The sequence below is a fragment of the Paenibacillus sp. KN14-4R genome, from assembly GCF_052180255.1.
In the GTDB taxonomy this organism is placed as follows: Bacteria; Bacillota; Bacilli; order Paenibacillales; family NBRC-103111; genus Paenibacillus_AM.
On the sequence record NZ_CP197466.1, the window covers coordinates 2,266,575 to 2,285,483 of the forward strand.

The following is an 18,909-nucleotide window of genomic DNA, read 5'->3' on the forward strand; positions in this document are numbered from 1 at the left end:
ATGCAGCATTCTATGCAACATTCTATGCAGCATTCTATGCAACACTCTATGCAACACCCTATGTACCACCATGGGTATCACGCTGGGTATCATCACGGGTATATGCAAGGATACTATCATGCACATGGCCACCAACAGGGACATATGCCTCGGCAATCGGCGAACGACAAAACATACTAAACAAACTAAACAAACAGAAAGGGCCCTAATTTACTTGTTTACGATATTTCCCCATTCGAAGGCTTTATCCTTGGAAACTCCCAAAGATAAGAGCCTTTTTACTTTGGGGTTCCCGATACACCATGCGGCATGGCTGTTTTCTCACCCGACAGCACTTCGGTTAATATAAATGACAGGCAATCCAGTGGTCACTTTGAATTTCTTTCCATTCTGGTTCCATGATGCTGCACTGTTCCATCACTTTAGGGCAGCGCGTCCTAAATCTGCACCCACTCGGCAAATTGGATGGGCTCGGTAAATCCCCCCTCAGCACGATTCGCTCCCTTTGAACAGTCGGATTGGGAATAGGAATGGCCGAAAGAAGAGCCTGCGTGTACGGATGCAGCGGTTTTTTATAGAGTTCCGTGCTCCCCGCAATCTCCACCATTTTGCCTAAATACATTACGCCAATCCGATTAGAAATATGCTTGACCATTGATAAATCATGGGCAATAAACAGAAACGTTAACCCCCGTGTTTGCTGTAAATCTTCAAGCAAATTGACGATTTGCGCTTGAATCGATACATCCAGGGCCGAAATCGGTTCATCAGCGATAATAAACTGCGGATCAACCGCAAGCGCTCGAGCGATCCCGATGCGTTGGCGCTGCCCACCGCTGAATTCATGAGGATACCGGTCGGCATGCTCAGGTCGAAGTCCGACAAGCTGTAGAAGATCGCGAACCCGCTTCGCTCTATCTTTGCCGCTTAAGTCCTGGACTTTCATTCCTTCGGCGATAATAGAAAGGACATTCATGCGGGGATTCAGACTGGCATGAGGGTCCTGAAATATCATCTGTACATCACTGTTAAACTGTTTGCTTTCTTTTCGTGAAAGATGATGGACATTTTTTCCATCAAATCGCACCTCGCCCTCCGAGCTCTCATACAACCGAATTATTGTCCGCCCTAAGGTTGATTTGCCGCAGCCGCTCTCTCCAACAAGGCCGAACGTTTCCCCTTTCCGAATTGCAAAAGATACTCCATCGACGGCTTTTAGAATTGTTCCTGCTTTTTGAGTAAAATGTTTCTTCAAATTATTAACTTCAACAAGGATTTCAGACATTAGGCTTGCCTCCCGACCGCTGTAAGTTCCATGAATTTAGGGGCACGCGCATCATGCAGCCAGCACGTTGCCTGATGGTCGTTGCCGAAATCGCTGACAACCGGCGCCTGCACCGCACAGATTTCCATCGCATAATCACAGCGCTCCGCAAACGGGCAGCCCTTCGGCGGATTGAACAGGTCAGGAGGGGTTCCATCGATTGGAACCAACCGCTTCTTGTGTTCGCCATCCAGATGCGGCATTGACTTCATCAGTCCCCATGTATAAGGATGTTTAGGCTTCGTAAACAGATCATGCGTAGTCCCAGATTCCACCACGGTGCCAGCATACATGACTACTGCCCTGTGAGCGGTTTCCGCAACAACCCCCAAATCATGGGTAATTAAAATAATTGAAAGCTTTGTTTCTTCCTGTAATTCCTTCATCAAATCAAGGATTTGTGCTTGCACCGTCACATCCAAAGCCGTTGTTGGCTCATCGGCGATAACCAGTTTCGGATTGCATGCTAGCGCAATCGCAATCACGACACGCTGCCGCATGCCGCCGCTAAACTCGTGCGGATACTGATCGACCCGTTTTTTGGGATCCGATATTCCCACTTTATTGAGCAGTTCTATTGCTTTCATGCGGGCTTCCTTTTTGGATAATCCCTGGTAATAAACCAGCCCTTCCGCAAGCTGCCGGCCTATTTTCATCGTCGGATTTAGCGCTGTCATCGGATCCTGGAAGATCATTCCCATTTCAGAGCCCCGCATCTTCAGCAATTCCTTTTTAGAGAGCCTTGTGATGTCTTGGCCATTAAATCGGATCTTACCGTCAGCGAATCTACCCGGAGGGCTTGGAATCAAACCCATAATTGAAAGAGCGGTCACACTTTTCCCACAGCCGCTTTCACCCACTATCGCAACCGTTTCACCGTGATCGACATGGAACGAAACACCACGCACCGCTTTCACTTCTCCACCATGCGTTTTGAAATTAACCTTCAAGTTTGTTACTTCTAATAAATGTTCCATCACTCTTCCCCCCTAATCGCTAAGACCTGGATCCAACGCATCTTGCAAACCGTCTCCAAACACGTTGAAAGCAAACATAGTCAGCGAAATCATAAGTCCTGGAAAAAAGAGGCGCCACCAATCTCCGGTTGGGATGACACCTAAAGCGTCGTTCGTCATCGTTCCCCAACTAGCAATAGGCGCTTGAACCCCCAGACCCAAAAAGCTTAAAAATGCCTCCGAAAAAATTGCTGCAGGAACCGTAAAGGTCAGCGTCACAATAATAATCCCACTCGTATTTGGAATTAAATGTCTCCAAATAATTCGCGCGGATGAAACCCCTAATACTTGCGACGCGAGAATGTATTCTTGTGAGCGAAGTTGCATAATTTGACCGCGAACGAGCCGGGCCATGCCTACCCATCCAGTAACGGTTAAGGCCGTGATGATCGTCCAAATTCCAGGCTTCATAATCACCATCAGCAAAATAACTACCAATAAATAGGGCAACCCACTCAGGACTTCAATCACGCGCATGATTACATTATCGATCCGTTCACCTTGTTTACCGCGTCCTGCCGTAAAACCGGCGATCCCGCCGAGGGTTACACCGATGACTAAATCAATGAGCGCGGCTACAACTCCGATCGTCAAAGAAATACGGGCACCGAACCAAGTTCTTGCAAATACGTCTCGGCCCAAATCGTCTGTGCCAAACCAATGGTCCTTTGAGATGGTCTGGTTAGCCTCGAGCAAACTTTGATCGGAATAGCTGTATCGCGCAATATACGGACCGATGATTGCCATGATGAGAATCATCACAATGAACGTAAATCCAATCATGGCCAGTTTGTTCTTAAACAATTTGCGTAAGGTTAATTGCCCATATGTGAGGCTCGGACGAGTGGAAGCATTCTCGAATATCTGCTTGTTAAGTGGGCGAAACGGTGTATCCAATTTCGATTCTGCTATCATTTTTTTTATTCCTCCTTGACGGTCAATTTGATGCGCGGATCGATCAAGGTATACGCGATATCAATCATCAGCACAGCCAAAATTAGAATCGTGCTATAAAAAATGCTCGTTCCAAGAATGACCGGGTAATCGCGGTTAAAGATACCCTCAACGAAATACTTGCCTACTCCCGGAATGGCAAAAACTTTTTCCACCACAAACGTTCCCGTAATCAATGCCGCCATCAGTGGACCGAGAAAGGTAATCACCGGCAATATGGCATTCCGAATGCCATGCCTAATTACGATTAAATGCATGGGAATACCTTTTGCTTCCGCCGTACGAATGTAATTCTGTCTCATAACATTAATCATACTTGTACGCATGTACCGCGTTACAATAGCCAACGGACCAAACGAAAGCGCAAGAGAAGGAAGTACAGTGTGCTTCCACGTTCCCCAAGTAGCTACCGGAAAAATTGGCATTTTGATGGCAAGGTAATTGATGAGAAGAGGGGCCATAAGAAAGCTCGGAATTGAAATGCCGGCAATCGCCAGAATTATCATCACGTAATCTGGTATACGATTGCGATTAAGTGCCGCAATAATCCCAAAGAAAATTCCAAAAACAAGAGATATACATATTGCTTGGATGCCTAACAAAGCCGACGCACGGAATCCGTCAGCAATCATACTGTTTACGCTGCGCATGTCGCTTTTTATCGATTGACCCAAATCAAGCATGACTAAATTTTTTAAATAATGGAAATATTGCACTGGATAGGAATCATTCAAATGATATTTGGCACGCAAGTTCTCCAAAACCTGTTTGGGCAATTTGCCGGACTCCGCCGAAAACGGATCGCCAGGTATGAGATGCATGAGGACAAACGTCAATGTAACGATGATCCACAGTGTGACAATCATCATCAAAATACGTTTTAACAGGTATCTCGACACCGGTTTACCTCCTTTTTTATCACATCGATATGAATCTAGATAAGAAAGAAAAGGGTACTGGCATACCCTTTTCTTATCCTTATTTAAACTTTTTTTATTTATTGGTAATTTCCACTTGTTTATAATCAATGAGTGAGGCTGGGTGCCGTATAATACCCTTGACGTTTGGACGTTCCATATATGCTTTCGTGCTGTAGAAGAGCGGCAGCAACGGCATATCCTCGAAGAACGTTTTTTCGGCGTCATGCATGATGGAGAAACGCTTCTTCTCGTCCGGTTCGATGCTCGCTTTTTGAATCAATTCATCGAACACTTTGTTGCTGTAGTTAATTCGATTTCCCGGATGACCTGTTTGGAATGTTTCAATAAAGTTCAGCGGATCGGCATAGTCGGCATAGTATGTACTTAAAGATACTTGATGCTTGCTTGCCCGTTGCTCGTCCAAGAAAACTTTCCATTCCTTGCTTTCCAGTTTGACGTCCACGCCCAAGTTTTTCTTGAACATTTCTTGCAGCACCTGTGCAACAGATTTATTCATATCGTTCGTATCGTAAGTCAATGTAACTTCAGGTAATGTTGTATACCCGCTTTCTTCCATTCCTTTTTTCAGTAGATCTTTTGCTGTTTCTAGATCGTTATCTTTAAAATACTCGCCACCGGCAGCGCGGAAGTCTTTGCCGTCTGGCTCAGGGAACCCGATAGGAACAAGGGCCATAGCTGGCGTCTGCTTACCTTGAACCACCTTATCGATAATCAATTTGCGATTAACTGCTAGTGAGAATGCTTTGCGGATGTTTTTGTTGTTAAACGGCGGTATTGCGGTATTCAATCGATAGAAGCTAGTAGCCGCTTCAGGTGCAAGCTTGGCTTCACCGGATTCGATCAATTTTTGCTTGACGTCTTTAGGAATGGATTCAATGTTATCCAGCTCACCAGATTTAAACATCTGATACTGTGTATTCTCATCGTTCACCATCACCCAATTGATGCCTGGAAGCTTTACGTTATTTTTGTCCCAGTAGTTGTCGTTCTTGATGGCCTTGACCGATTGATTGTGCGTCCATTCCGTCAGCTTAAACGGTCCGTTAGAGACGATGGTTGCCGCTTCCGCAGACCAATTCGGATTGCTTTCCACTGTCTTTTTGTTAACTGGTGCGAACACCGGAGTCGTAATCATACTTAAAAAATATCCTGAAGGCGCTCTCAATACAACTTCGAGTGTTTTATCGTCAAGCGCCTTTACTTTCACATTATCTACAGTCCCTTTTCCTTTGTTGAAGTCTTCTGCACCCTCGATGACAAAAGCGAGAAATGAAGCAGGGAAGCCGTTCTTCGGATCAACCATGCGTTTCCAAGAGACTTCAAAATCATATGCGGTTACAGGGTCACCATTGGACCATTTACTATCGCGAAGATGAAAGGTGTACTTTTTCCCGTTATCCGTGATATCCCACTTCGTTGCCATCCCAGGTATAATCATGTGTTTTTCGTCTAGTCGAACCAGACCTTCTAACGTGTTGTATAACACTTCGAATGCGACCAGATCGTACGCTTTCGGCGGATCAAGCGACACTGGCTCTGCCTTTAAATTGGAGCGTAAAGCAGCGATTGCTGTTGTCGGTTCATTTGCAGGTGACTTGGATTCTTTGTTTACCGCTGGTTGGGTACAGCCTGTTAAAACGATGGTGCTAAGTATTGTCACTGCGCAAAACTTTTTAAGTACTTTTTTCATTTGCTTTCCTCCAAACATAATTATTTTATCTTCATTTCTACTTTACCGGTCGACAAGCACCCAAACGATTTCGCAATCCACGTCCCCGGCGTTGTATGCCCAATGCGCTTCACCTGCCGGAATTAATGTCGCAGTTCCTTCAGAAATTAGATACTCTTCGCCCCCGCTCCTAGTTTGAATGGCTCCTTTGATCACGATGGAATATTCGTCTTGGTCATGCGCTCCTTCTCCATGTAATGGAACCCTAACTTTCGGTGGTATAACGATAGTACCGAATTTCACTTTCCCTCCGGCAATAGATTCCTCTGTAAACAATGTTTTCAGGAAGACTTGTGGTCTATCATCCGGCTTTACAGTATTGGCATTCACTATGATCATTCCTTCATTCCTCCTAAACGTAGGTAAATCGATACGCTTAATTGACAGAATATTTAGATTTATTGATTATATTATTATACGAACAGAATAATGTCTATACTTTTTTATATATACTGTAATTTATTAATAAAGACTAACATTTAGCCCATTAAAAACACATCCTTAAGAATTTGCAAAAAAATACCCTGCCTCCATCCACAATGGAAGAGACAGGGTATTTTCGTATTCAACCACAACTATCAGGCTTACATTTGTCAGACTTGGCGTTAATAAATTTAGTCTATTACAGCGGGAATAATATACTCCTTAATCAGTGTCCACCTATCAGCAGGATTAAGTACGAATGCTGATGCAATGGCTATGACTAGGTCTTTTTCTGGGATGCAGCAAATGACGTTACCGCCATCACCTAGTGCTGAGTAAGTAGAAACTCCGTCCTCTTCGCGTAACCACCATAGATAACCGTAATTGTTGGGGTTCATCGCTGTTGATTCTTCAATCCATGCACCGGAAATAATATGATTATTGTCCCAAATACCACGATTCAGATATAGAAAACCAAAACGTGCCATATCACGTGGAGTTAGCGTAAGTCCCCATCCACCTGTCGAGTTATGGTTTGGATCTTTAACCCATCCTTTCACATTTGCCCCGAATAAATCGTCAAACCCGAACGATTTCATTTCATAGTCCGGTATTTCTTTCATGCCGATGGGTTTAAATAAGTATTCGTTGGCAAACTCACGGGCACTTTTGCCAGTGGTACGAGTAATGATGGTTGAAAGTAGGTGCGCTCCTGCGGTGGAATACTTAAAAGCTCCAATACTCCCATTTTGACCCAGCATTTCCAGCGTATACTTTATCCAGTCAGGCTGCATACACATCTTGTCCAACGGTTCGTGCCAGTCCTCAAATGGATATGGAGCGGTCATCGTGAGCAGATGGCGGATGGAGATTTCTCGTTTCTGCCCATCAGCAGCATCGTGAACATATTCGGGGAAAAAATCCAGCACCTTCTGGCCTACATTTTTAATAAATCCTGCATCTATGGCAATCCCAATGAGGGCGGATATGACACTTTTCGTTACGGATGCCACATGGTTCTTATCATCCGGGCCATAGCCATTATAATAGCTTTCATAAGCCACATATCCATTTCTCACAACAACAATACCGTTTATATTGCTGTACTCGGTTTTTATCAAAGGCTCAAGCTCCGAAAGCTTTTGAGAATCCATTCTCAAGTCTGCCGTATCTGCGGTTTGCCACTGTGTAGTTGGCCAATAGTTTCTTTGCATGATAGATACCTCTTTCTGCTACTATTTTTTCTTCACAGGAAAATACACCTCGGTAACAATATCCTCAGCCGTGGTGGCTTGATTGGGGTTGGTTACGTATACTTCATATGGTGAATTTACCAATTCATAGCCTTCATTCTCTATCCATTCCCTCAGCTTGGCATACACTGATGTCAATTCTGAATACGAACCCTTTAAAACAGATTTCGCACAAAGTTCTCCCGACAAATCTCTCGTTCCTTTTACAGTCTCCTCTATTGGGATAGCAAACTCTGTATCATTGCCGGCAGGATTGTATTCCGGGCTGTGATAAATCGTCATTGGCATACCAAGCAAGGTAAGTTTTTCAGTAGCAATCTTTTCATATAACCTACTAAAATACTTTTCATATCCTAGAGCATAATCATCACTACTCATCATCTGACGCATATAAAGGATACTCATTGGCAGGGTTTCAACAAGTTGTACTTCTATATGGTCAAGGTATGACATAATGGGTATGCCCTTCTCTAAATTCAAAATATCAGTACTCATTTGTTTAAGGGTATATTCAAAAGCATTTAGCTTTTCCTGTATTTCCCTTCTCTTGCGATTAAGGGCAGAACAAAGATTCTCTTCTGATAGATCTTTTTCCAATTCCAAAATGACTTTGATTTCTTCCAAAGAAAAATGATAGGATTTCAAACGGTTGATAAAGATCATCTTTTTTAGCTGCCTGATAGAATAGTATCTGTAACCGTTCTCATGATTAATCTCATCCGGATGAATTAATCCAATGTCATCATAATATCGAAGCGTTTTTGTAGATACTCCGCATATCTTCGAGAATTCTCCAATCGATAGCAAGAGGTCACCTCCATTCATGCTTTTTATATAAATAATTTGTTCATTTCTACTTATACACCTTACCCTAAGGGCAAAGTCAACTGCGAACACATTGGTATATCCCAGAACATGTCAATACTTTATCTATATTTCTATAACCTTTTACTGTGATCTTGGCCAACGCGTTGTTCGGCCTTACTTTACTTCCCCCCAATAAAATTGCATAATGATCAATAATTAAGTATGTATCTTTATAACATATACTGACCTAAGGGAGAGTGTAACTTATGAGTGAAACCTGTGTTCCGACTGGCGTGAACCTAAAAGACACTGGCTTTGGATATACGTTATCCTTAATCGGCGGTAAATACAAAATGATCATTATATATTGGCTGTCTGAAAATAAGGTTATGCGGCATAATGAGCTGAAGCGAAGTATCGGTACCATTTCCTTTAAAACGCTAAGCATCATGTTAAAAGAGCTGGAGGTAGATGGCCTGATCATACGCAAGGAATTTCCCCAAATACCTCCAAAAGTTGAATATTCATTATCTGAACGTGGTCTATCTCTCCTTCCATTGTTAAATATGATGTGCGATTGGGGAGAGAAAAACAGTTTGTTAGCTCTGGAGGCTGCACAGCGGTAGGCGTAGCTATTTTGTTTAAATCAAAAGAAGTATCTCCTAAACAAGGAAATACTTCTTTTTTATAGCTTTATTAAAGTACCTATTACAGGTTGTCAATAAAATTCAAATAATCTTGTGCGCTTCTTTCCAATTCACTTGCAGATGGCTCATAATTTTCTGCACCATAAAACGCAAAGAACGAACGATAATCTGCCTTACAGTATAGGAAGGAAGTTTCAAAAGGAGATAATAAATGTTCAAGAGTATAGTGATATCTTCCCTCTTCCCTATAATCTTCTTTTTTAATTCCGGCAGATACAGCTAAAGCAGCTTTGCGGTTCTTTAATTTATCGCCTCCATTGGAACCATAAGCCCAACCATAAGCAAAAACATCGTCGAGCCACTTTTTAAGGAGTGGTGGACAATTAAACCAATAAACAGGGAACTGTAAAACAAGATTACTATGCGATTCAATTAATTGCTGTTCTTTTCCCGCATCAATGTTTCCGTCAGGATAAACCTTATGCAATTCGTGTACCGTATACTTTTCCGGATATTTTTTGAGTTCTTCTACCCACCGCTTATTTATGACAGATGTTTCGATGCTTGGGTGCGTTACAATAACAAGAGTTTTCAAAGATTTCTCCTCCTTAAGCATGATTTACTTTTTGAGTATAAAGTGCACGCTCCAAATATGTAAGTACGCACTTTTAGATCAGGTACTTACATAAAGGTAAGCGTCAAACAGCCCCAACCATGTGGTTATGATGAGAGCTGTCGTTTCTAGTTCATTGAAAAAAGGCGTCTGACTATTCCTGTCAGACGCCTCAAAAGGATATTGGTTCAGTTTAATTTACTTCTTTTCCATTACAGCAAAATAATTGTCTTCATCATCTGCAAAGTTGAATACTCTTCCGGCAGGCATATTTACAATTTCTCCGACTTTAACATTTTTATTCGATAAGTCGCCATGTAATTGATCGAGATCTTCTGCAAAAAACATGAGAGAAGGTGTACCCAGATTTAATCCAGGTGACATTTTAGCAATTAATTCCTTATTATGAAGAATGATGCTTGTTTCTGCACCCTTTGTAGGAGCAATTTCAATCCATCTCATTGGACCATTATTTTCTTCAGATATGACATGAAATCCTAGTTTTTCTGTCCAAAAATTCACTGCCTCATCTTGGTTATTCACATATAACATAATTTGACCGACTTTGTTAATCATTCATATTTTCACTCCCTTGTATGAGTCATGACCTTATCTGACATGCTGCTCAGCTCTTCATCAGTATGGTCATCTTCCTAATGTTTTAAATATACACTTCAAGGAATATTCCTGTCAATGAATATCCTTTTTTTGAGCCGATTGACTAGCATCCATTCTGAAATGACGACGTTAACGACCAAAGCAACCCAAATGTTGATTTCTAAAACATGATTCAATACATCCTCGACACCACCCAATGACTCCCCTCTATTACAAACCAAATAAATCAAGATGCATAATGGAGTCACAAGTCGTGCAGTAGCTGCAACAAGCGTTACGGTATAATTGCGTATCATCCATATACCATGAGCATCGAACCTCTTATGCCGAGCCGTCCAATACCCTTTCCATCCAGTATACAACCAGAGCAACACTAACGTTATAAATGCCATCTGTCGGATATAACTTGTTGTATACATTCCAACAATGATACCGGTAACGCTGCCTATTGCGACGAACGTCAGATAGAACCTTCCAACCAGGCGGTGGACTTGTGGCCGGTTGATTCGCAGTGTGGGAAGAAATTGCAGCCAGCCTATTACTAGGGCAAAGAAGGACGAAAAGATGTGAACGAGTAATAGTGGGAAATGAAGTTGAAACGAAGGACTAATCGATACGCGACTGAGTCCGGGGTCCAGCAGAAAATATGGCGCCACGGCAAAGATGGCAGCACCTAATGTAAGTAATACGATTAGACGCCATCCGATCCGTATTTTGTACGATTTTGTCATAAGAGCACTTCCTTTTGCTTTTCGGACCTTTCCAATTCATATATTTATTTATCCACTTTCAGTTGACCACTTTCATCCTGCACTTCCTCCTGTAAGATTTTCTACAATCAATTTCGCAATCGCTTTTTGTCCGACGATCGTAGGATGTAGTCCGTCTATCTCTAAGAATGCTGTCGCCGTTTGTTTCCCAAATCCCGCTTGAACATCAACCACCAGGTCAGGTAGTTTACGGATCATATCACCAATTGCGAGGATGTCTGCATTTCGCCAGGTTAACTGTGATTGTTGAAAATAAGTAAATGCAGCAACTCGTTCTTCGTCGATAGTCGGCGGAGTTAGCCAGACCCACTGTGACTTTGTTCGGGTAGCCGCAATACTACGAATTGCCGCAAGATTTTGGGCCGTCTCTTCCAAACTGACTTGTGTTTTGGTCGGATCCACACCGACGCGCATCGCATCGTTGCTTCCGATCATACAAAATATCCAATTCAGCTGCTTGGCAACTATGCTGCTGAACCGTCCAAGGACTTGAGTAGTCGTTTGGCCGGAAATACCTTCATTGATCAAAAGTATTTCATCCTGCGGTCGTTGAAGATCCAACAAATGGCGAAGAATCTCAAACCAAGAGAGTAGATCGTCTGTCGTACTCTCCCCTACTCCGATAACAGTTTCACCTGCCTTAAACGGCAAATGGTCGACTCGATCGGCAAACTCAGGATCAGCCAATAATTGCTTTGCAGTCTCTCTAGCTTGTTGAGACAAAAGGCCTTTGATGGTCAAATAGGTATCCACATTCAAACCATATACGGCCGCCAAAGTGTTATCATCGAGATGACGTGCAAAAGGTAGCAGCTTTTCGGGGTGCTGCATTTGTACTAGTTTTATCCATTGGCGATTCAAAATAGGTTCCATCGTGTTTGATCTCCTTTATATATATTTATAGAGCTAGCGCATCGACATGCCACCGTTAATCTCCAATGTCTCCCCGATTACGAATTCGGAAAGATCGGATGCCAAGAAAAGCACACCGTTTGCTACATCTTCCGGCAGACCTTCCCGCTGAAGCGGAATACTAGCGATTATCGATTTACGAATTTCCTCAGTTTTGAATCGATCGTTTGAGGTATTGGCAATTACCCCGGGACAAATGGCATTGACACGAATTCCGCTCCTTGCATATTCCTTTGCCATGCTTTTAGTAAAAGCAAGCATCGCATTTTTAGCCGCTGCATAAATCGCAATTCCCGCCCCACCTCCACTGTGGGCGGCAAGTGAAGCAATATTTATGACTTGACCACTTCTGTGTTCCAACATGGAGGGAAGGACAGCTTTGCTTAAGAACACGCAGGATTTGAAATTAATATCCATCATTTGATCGTAATAGTCCTCCGTTAACTCCATTAATGAAGAGCGATAGCTCATTTGTCCAGCATTATTAACCAGTATGTTAATGGATACACCGAATGCTGATTGTACCTCCTTCACTAACAAGTTGATCTGATTCAGATCGGAGAGATCGGCTTGGAAGGCTTCTGCCTGCCCTCCCGCTTCACGAATGGCGCGGACCGTCTCTTCTGCACCTTCCTTTTTCCGTAAGTAATGGACGGCGACAATTGCTCCCACCGATGCAAGCCGAATAGCAATCGCACTTCCGATTCCCCCGCTCCCTCCGGTCACAAGCGCCAGTTTCCCCTTAAGATGTATGTTCATGACAATCCTCCCAGTCTAAAAGTTATCTATGGAATTGTTCTAACCGTTGTGACAGCGCCCCAAAACAGCAGCATAGCAATTACCGGGTGAAAAGAGGCGAGTACAGTAACCGACGAAAATACTTGAATCGTCAAAAACTGAAATACCATCAATAAAAATAAACCAAGACTGATCCAGCGATCATTTCCTTTGATACCGCCTACAAAAGTCAGTAGAAACATGACCAATGGCACTAAAGCAAAAATCTTGGCAAATGTCCGATGTAAAGCCCAATTTGCTGGATCGGAAAAAGTCGCTATACCGGCAATAAAGACTTGCACCACAATACAGATTAAAAAAATCCATGCCAATCCTTTATAAATCAGACGTCCTACTTGCATACCTGTCCTCCCCCCCGTCTTACTTTGATTCATCCACAGTTCCTATAATAACGGTTGAATCTCACAAAAAACTGCTCGAAATAGTCACAAAACAGTCAATGAACCCTAACATTCTGGTCATTCGGAGTACGACAGGAAGTTAATATGTTACAATTATTCTAATAATTGTTACTCGTTTTAGGGGGAAACATTGTGAACAGAAAACGTACGATAATGATCGTGGATGATGATAAAGAAATCGTGGAAATGATGCGGGATTTTCTTGAAGACGAGCAATTTGAAGTGTTCGAAGCGTACAGCGCTACACAAGCCTTAGAAGTGTTGGATTGTAATCAGAAACGAATCGACTGTCTGCTGCTGGATGTTATGATGCCTGGCCAGAGCGGTCTGGAGCTTTGTCGACAGCTTCGCAAATCGCTGGATACGCCAATCCTCTTCCTTAGTGCACGAGGTGAAGATGTCGATAAAATTAGGGGGCTCAGCTTGGGCGGAGATGATTATATTGTCAAATCAGCTACGCCAGAGGAAGTAATCGCACGAGTTAAAGCCGTGTTACGGCGCTACAACAGAAATGAAAAAGATCCTAGTCTTGAACTTGACTTCGGCAGGCTCGTCCTAAACATAACAGCATATGAGGTAAAAGTAGATGGCCGACCGGTATCCATGACCCCAAAGGAATTCGAGATACTATGCTTGTTCACGGAATACCCGCGTCAAGTATTCACTTACGAGCAACTTCTCCAGCGATTCTGGGAAGGGGTAGGAGATAAACATTCCGTCACTGTCCAAATGGGTAGAATACGTGAAAAAATAGAAGAAAATCCGAGAAAACCGATGTATATTACAAATGTTTGGGGCATCGGCTACCGATTCGAAGGGGTTCGAAGATGAAAACTCTCCGCATTCGCCAATGGATGATTATCGGTATGCTAATCGTTCTGTTTGTCCCACGGTTGTTCTACGAAATTCCGAATATAATCGATCACTACATACTAGATAACTCCAGTCTTACACGGCAGCAGATCACACTAGATGCGGTCATCGAGGAAGTCAGTGACACGCCAGTTCTCAACTGGCATGACCCCGTTTGGCAAGAATCTCTTGGGAAAAGTGCCGAGTCTTCACAATTGGGAATCATCCTGCTTCATTCAACAGGTCGCGAAATCTATCGCTTTGTCCCATCTGGTGTAAATACAACCGCCGCATATCAACAGATTCGTATCGTCGAACAAGGAAACCTTCTAGGGAGTGCCCTATTCTTCGTTCCAGAGCAAAAAAATGCGTTTGCAACCTTGCTCGCTTTTTTTGCTGGCTTAAGCGCTATTCTGTTTATCGGATGGCAAATGGGTCGTGTAGTTGTGAAGCCTTTAGAAGCTATGAGCACTGCTGCAAGACGGATTGCTAGCGGCGATCTTGATTTTCACCTTCCGCAGTCGACCGTTATGGAGGTTGCTGATGTGCGGTCTGCCTTCCAAGCTATGGGTATAAGTTTAAGAGAATCGTTGATTCGACAGTCCGAGATGGAGGAAGAGCGACGTTTCTTTATTAGCTCAATTGCTCATGACTTAAGGACGCCGTTATTTGTTCTACGAGGATATTTAACACGGCTGGGGCGAGGAATGGCTGACAAGCCGGAGAAAGCTTCAAAATACGTAGAAATTTGCAGTAAAAAGGCTGACCAACTGGAACGGTTGGTGTCCGATCTTTTTTCCTACAGTCAGATGGTGTTTGTGGAACAAATTCTACGTTCGAATCCCGTAGATATTGGGGAGTTGTTCTCCGATATTGTAACGGATTACTTGTCAGTCGCCAAAGAAAAAGAGAAAGTGTTGTTATACGAAGCACCTGCTGAACGCCGAATTCTTCAAGGTGACGCTCATTTACTAAGACGCGCGGTTGGCAATCTGCTCGATAATGCGCTCCATCATACGCCAGCAGGTGGTTCCATTACAGTTCAACTACATATGGAGCAATCGCGAATCGTTTTCATGATTGAAGATACCGGACCGGGAATTCCAGAGCACATATTGCCAAGCATTTTTAAAGCGTTTTACCGAGGGGACGATTCAAGAAATCCTGAGAATGGGGGTACCGGGCTTGGACTAACAATCGCTCGGCGGATATTGAGAGCACACAATGGCGATCTCATTGCTAACAATGTTAGTAGAATCGGCGGTGCTTTGTTTACAGGATGGATGGTTATTGGAAGTAGTGAAAAATAATTATATGTGGCACAAAAAATATTACAAAATGGCTTTTTGCAATATGTTGCTGTGAATATCCCTATAACATTTACTCGAAGGTGTTGGTGTAGCTAATATAACGGAAACAAATTTCTGGTCAGGTATGACATTGATCTCCTGCCCCCCGAACCCACGGCATCCATACCCATCAGAAAATAACCACCAAAGAAACCCATAAGCGTCAGTTCCTAATGAAGAACCCAATGAAGCATTAGAAAAAGAAGCGGTTACAGCTTGTTTGACATATTCGGAAGATACAATTTGATTTCCGTTAAACCTGCCATGATCAAGAAACAACATACCTATTTTCGCTAAGTCTCTAGCTGATAAATCGGACTCTTCCTCACCTTTCATCACAGTATAGGAAAAACCACATGGACTTTGCGGCCATCTCCCGCCGGTAATACCGAGCGGCTCATATAAATAGTCCTTTGCGATGTCATAAGCAGTTCCCCCAGCCGCTCTCCCAATTACGGCAGACAGCAGCATGACGTCCCATTCCTTATACTGAAAATGCATCCCTGGAACGTGTTGTATATCAATATCGGCTATATGCCCGATCCAATCATTCGTTCTCATCATCTGAGCCATCATCGGACTATGATAATGGATCCCGCCATTCCAATAAATGCCTGATGACATAGTCAGTAAATGACGAATCGTGATAAGCTTGTGATAGGGATGCATATTACGCGAGAATTCAGGTAAGTATTTTCCGATAGGTTCATCCAAGCTTGTGATCATCCCTCTATTAAGGCAAATTCCTGTCACAATGGAGAGAATACTTTTCCAGATTGATTTGATATTATTTTTGCTGCTCTCAGTATACTTATTGTAATATCTTTCAAATACAATCCTTCCATTCTTCACAACTAAAACACTATTTACTAGACGATACCTTTGTTGCCTGATATAATCATCGACTTGATTATAAATATGACTATCTGTGCCTTCTTTTTCTGGTGTAGAAATCAACCATTCAAAGCTCATATTGCACCTGCTTTAGATATTTCCCTATAATAGAATTTTTGTTTACCGTTAACTCTTTCGGTGTACCTTGCGCGATCACAAATCCGCCATCACTGCCACCGCCTGGTCCCATCTCGATTATGAAATCACAGTTAACCAAAACAGACGGATCATGTTCCGTAACAATAATCGTATTCCCTGCGTCTACAAGCTGCTGCATTAACTTGATTAAACGCTCCGTGTCAGAAAAGGAAAGACCTGTTGTCGGTTCATCTAGAATAAAAACATTGTCACTGCCTTTTTGTTTACAAAGTTCTTTTGCCAGCTTGATTCGTTGAGCTTCGCCGCCTGAAATTGTTGGTGTTTTCTGTCCAAGCTTGATATAGCCCAATCCGACACTCTCGAAAGTGGCCAGGATGTTTGATATGGTTTTGTCGTAAGCTTCAGACTCTGTTCGTCCGAAAAATGTGGCTGCTTCTGTTACACTCATGTCCATGATGTCCTTGATATTCTTCCCATCGAGCGTAACGCTTAATGCTTCTTCGATGTACCCAGTCCCGCCGCACATCTCACATTCCACTTCGATCCAATTCCCGTAACCGACATAAAAGTTCTTAAAGCCTTCTCCCTTGCATACTCTACATCCACCTTCGGAATTTACAGTGAACAACCCAACTGCATATCCGTTCTCAATCGCCTTGGGTGTGTTGGCAAACATCACGCGTATTCGATCCGTCATTCCCGTGTAAGTGGCTGGACAAGAAGTTTTACTCCTGCCGATCGGCTTCTGATCCACTACGATACATTTTTTTATAAATTCCGTGCCCGTAACCGACGAGTTGTCATCCATTGATGAGATATCATCGTCATCCACTTCATGAATGAGTTTACTTTTTAATAATCCCTTCAATTTAGGGACCAGCGTATCTTGAACCAAACTGGACTTGCTGCTGCCAGAAACCCCTGCAATGCCAACCATCAACCCAAGAGGTATGGATACAGTAACATCTCTCAAGTTGTGCAGATTTGCATGGTGGATTTGCAGCATTTTTCGCTCATCTATCCGTTTATAATCATGTTTAACACTCACAAATTTGCTCCCTGCTAGATAAGGTGCGGTTCTTGAGCTGCTGCAAGAGATGAATTCATGCAGACTGCCTTGAAAGATACGCTCGCCTCCATAAATACCCGCATCGGGACCAAGTTCAATGATATAATCAGCAGCACGCATAAAATTATCGTCATGCTCCACAACGACAACGGTGTTTCCGCGATTGACAAGGTTTCGTACGATGTTTATCAATGTTTCTTTTTCCACCTCATGAAGCCCAATCGTCGGTTCATCAAAAATTAAGATGATGGAATCCATATCAGCTATCATAAATGAGGCAAGAAAAAGTCGCTGAATTTCTCCACCTGAAAGCGTTGGGACTTGACGGGATAAGGAGAGATGATGCAATCCGACATCAACCATACATTGAAGCTTCGAAATGATTGCATAAATGAAGTTCTTGCCAGGTAATTTGTCTCGTTCTTTGTTGAAGAACAACAATAGCTCGTCTATGTACATATTCTCTAGCTCAGTAATTGTTTTACCCGAAATCGTTGTATGAATTGCTTGTTTGCCAAGACCCATCCCGTTACATTTGGGGCAAGTGATGGCATTTGTTCTTATTCCCCACAAATTAATTTCTTTATCCTCTTTATTGCGCCGACTATTCTTGCTGGACATATGCTTTTGCATATCATGAAAAAATACAACAGCCCCAACAAATCCACTTTTGCGGCAGCCATACTTGAATAACAATAATTGCTCATCCGATAACGTTCTGATTATGTCATTCACATCTATATGATGCAGTTCGCAAAATTTTTTAAAATTAGATTTATGAAATCTATGCTTCATTAAAAATCCGTCAAATATGTCTTTGATCGGCATGTCCAACTGAATAATGGCATCCTCGTTAAACTCATGATAACGGCCGCTCCCTAAGCATTTGACGCACATGCCCTTAGTGGAATTTCTCTGAAAGAACTCCATAGAAAGCGGCAAACCATCGTCGTACTTCGGATCGCGCTTACCAAATGCAGCAAATAAAATAGCCAGTAAATTCCCGACCTTTGACCGAGTTCCAACTGTACTTCTCGGATTCGATTGACGGATGATGCGCTGCTCAACCGCCACTGTGGGTGCCAGACCGGTTATGGAGTCAAACTTAGAGTTGGTATCTACCCTATATTGTTCCCCTGAAAAAAGGAGATACCGTCGTTTTCCCTCTTCATACAAAGTATCGAAGGCTAAGCTTGATTTCCCACTTCCTGACACACCCGTAATCACAGTCAATTTATTCCGCGGTATCCGTATATCAATGTTTTTCAAGTTATGAATCCGGGCACCTTTTATTTCAATAAAATCACTCATACTTCCCTCCATCTGACAAGACTAGAAAATAAAAGTTCCTCAATAGTTAATTATTGGTTTTATCAATATTTTATCGCACATATGTTCTAGAGTAAATATATGATAAAAAAAGCAGCAAGCCCTGAAGGA

At 42.8% G+C, this 18,909-nt stretch carries 19 protein-coding genes; 3 read left to right on the forward strand and 16 right to left on the reverse strand.

All coding sequences use genetic code 11. The annotated features are described in order from the left end of the window. Positions 1-340: 340 nt before the first annotated feature. The 8 genes from ACSBOP_RS10720 to ACSBOP_RS10755 form a co-directional block, all read right to left on the reverse strand. On the reverse strand, positions 341-1,285 hold the full coding sequence (locus ACSBOP_RS10720) for an ABC transporter ATP-binding protein (protein WP_442600529.1): 945 nt from the start codon (positions 1,283-1,285) through the stop codon (positions 341-343). After that, the gene (locus ACSBOP_RS10725) at positions 1,285-2,301 is read right to left on the reverse strand and encodes an ABC transporter ATP-binding protein (protein WP_442600530.1); all 1,017 of its coding nucleotides are present in this window, start codon (positions 2,299-2,301) and stop codon (positions 1,285-1,287) included. Before ACSBOP_RS10725 ends, ACSBOP_RS10720 begins: the two co-directional genes overlap by 1 nt. A gap of 12 nt (positions 2,302-2,313) precedes the next feature. Next, on the reverse strand, positions 2,314-3,255 hold the full coding sequence (locus ACSBOP_RS10730) for an ABC transporter permease (protein WP_442600531.1): 942 nt from the start codon (positions 3,253-3,255) through the stop codon (positions 2,314-2,316). A 5-nt stretch (positions 3,256-3,260) separates the two neighbouring features. Beyond that, positions 3,261-4,193, reverse strand: coding sequence for an ABC transporter permease (locus ACSBOP_RS10735; RefSeq protein WP_442600532.1), 933 nt, complete (start codon positions 4,191-4,193; stop codon positions 3,261-3,263). Positions 4,194-4,287: 94 nt separating this feature from the next. Further along, positions 4,288-5,925 carry a peptide ABC transporter substrate-binding protein gene (locus tag ACSBOP_RS10740; RefSeq protein ID WP_442600533.1) on the reverse strand — a complete coding sequence of 546 codons (1,638 nt, stop codon included), beginning with the start codon at positions 5,923-5,925 and terminating at the stop codon, positions 4,288-4,290. 42 nt (positions 5,926-5,967) lie between these two features. Continuing rightward, positions 5,968-6,303 (reverse strand): cupin domain-containing protein, encoded by a 336-nt coding sequence (locus ACSBOP_RS10745; protein ID WP_442600534.1) that lies wholly within the window; start codon positions 6,301-6,303, stop codon positions 5,968-5,970. 275 nt (positions 6,304-6,578) lie between these two features. Then, positions 6,579-7,601 (reverse strand): serine hydrolase domain-containing protein, encoded by a 1,023-nt coding sequence (locus ACSBOP_RS10750; RefSeq protein ID WP_442600535.1) that lies wholly within the window; start codon positions 7,599-7,601, stop codon positions 6,579-6,581. A 21-nt stretch (positions 7,602-7,622) separates the two neighbouring features. Next, entirely contained in the window at positions 7,623-8,447 is an 825-nt protein-coding gene (locus tag ACSBOP_RS10755; protein WP_442600536.1) for a MerR family transcriptional regulator, read from the reverse strand. Between the two features lie 266 nt (positions 8,448-8,713). On the opposite strand from ACSBOP_RS10755, the gene ACSBOP_RS10760 reads away from it, so the two are divergent. Next, positions 8,714-9,073 carry a winged helix-turn-helix transcriptional regulator gene (locus ACSBOP_RS10760; RefSeq protein WP_442600537.1) on the forward strand — a complete coding sequence of 120 codons (360 nt, stop codon included), beginning with the start codon at positions 8,714-8,716 and terminating at the stop codon, positions 9,071-9,073. Between the two features lie 82 nt (positions 9,074-9,155). On the opposite strand, the gene ACSBOP_RS10765 is transcribed toward ACSBOP_RS10760, so the two are convergent. The 6 genes from ACSBOP_RS10765 to ACSBOP_RS10790 all read right to left on the reverse strand — a co-directional run bounded on the left by ACSBOP_RS10765 (position 9,156) and on the right by ACSBOP_RS10790 (position 13,146). Further along, a complete protein-coding gene (locus ACSBOP_RS10765; protein ID WP_442600538.1) occupies positions 9,156-9,689 on the reverse strand; it encodes an NAD(P)H-dependent oxidoreductase in 534 nt (177 codons plus the stop codon). A gap of 216 nt (positions 9,690-9,905) precedes the next feature. After that, positions 9,906-10,283, reverse strand: a complete 378-nt coding sequence (locus ACSBOP_RS10770) for a VOC family protein (RefSeq protein ID WP_442600539.1) — start codon at positions 10,281-10,283, stop codon at positions 9,906-9,908. Between the two features lie 98 nt (positions 10,284-10,381). Next, positions 10,382-11,056, reverse strand: coding sequence for a DUF2306 domain-containing protein (locus ACSBOP_RS10775; RefSeq protein WP_442600540.1), 675 nt, complete (start codon positions 11,054-11,056; stop codon positions 10,382-10,384). Positions 11,057-11,128: 72 nt separating this feature from the next. Continuing rightward, entirely contained in the window at positions 11,129-11,968 is an 840-nt protein-coding gene (locus ACSBOP_RS10780) for an SGNH/GDSL hydrolase family protein (protein ID WP_442600541.1), read from the reverse strand. A gap of 33 nt (positions 11,969-12,001) precedes the next feature. Next, positions 12,002-12,766 (reverse strand): SDR family NAD(P)-dependent oxidoreductase, encoded by a 765-nt coding sequence (locus tag ACSBOP_RS10785; protein ID WP_442600542.1) that lies wholly within the window; start codon positions 12,764-12,766, stop codon positions 12,002-12,004. A gap of 26 nt (positions 12,767-12,792) precedes the next feature. Next, on the reverse strand, positions 12,793-13,146 hold the full coding sequence (locus ACSBOP_RS10790) for a DUF6220 domain-containing protein (protein ID WP_442600543.1): 354 nt from the start codon (positions 13,144-13,146) through the stop codon (positions 12,793-12,795). A 192-nt stretch (positions 13,147-13,338) separates the two neighbouring features. Here ACSBOP_RS10790 and ACSBOP_RS10795 point away from each other — a divergent pair, with 192 nt between their 5' ends. After that, positions 13,339-14,037, forward strand: a complete 699-nt coding sequence (locus ACSBOP_RS10795; RefSeq protein WP_442600544.1) for a response regulator transcription factor — start codon at positions 13,339-13,341, stop codon at positions 14,035-14,037. After that, positions 14,034-15,368 (forward strand): sensor histidine kinase, encoded by a 1,335-nt coding sequence (locus ACSBOP_RS10800; RefSeq protein WP_442600545.1) that lies wholly within the window; start codon positions 14,034-14,036, stop codon positions 15,366-15,368. Before ACSBOP_RS10795 ends, ACSBOP_RS10800 begins: the two co-directional genes overlap by 4 nt. A gap of 21 nt (positions 15,369-15,389) precedes the next feature. Here ACSBOP_RS10800 and ACSBOP_RS10805 read toward each other — a convergent pair whose 3' ends face one another. Both ACSBOP_RS10805 and ACSBOP_RS10810 read right to left on the reverse strand, forming a co-directional pair. Beyond that, positions 15,390-16,379 carry a serine hydrolase domain-containing protein gene (locus ACSBOP_RS10805; protein WP_442600546.1) on the reverse strand — a complete coding sequence of 330 codons (990 nt, stop codon included), beginning with the start codon at positions 16,377-16,379 and terminating at the stop codon, positions 15,390-15,392. Continuing rightward, positions 16,369-18,780: an ATP-binding cassette domain-containing protein gene (locus tag ACSBOP_RS10810; protein ID WP_442600547.1), complete on the reverse strand. Its 2,412-nt coding sequence runs from the start codon at positions 18,778-18,780 to the stop codon at positions 16,369-16,371. The genes ACSBOP_RS10805 and ACSBOP_RS10810 overlap by 11 nt, the downstream gene beginning before the upstream one ends. Positions 18,781-18,909 lie beyond the last annotated feature (129 nt).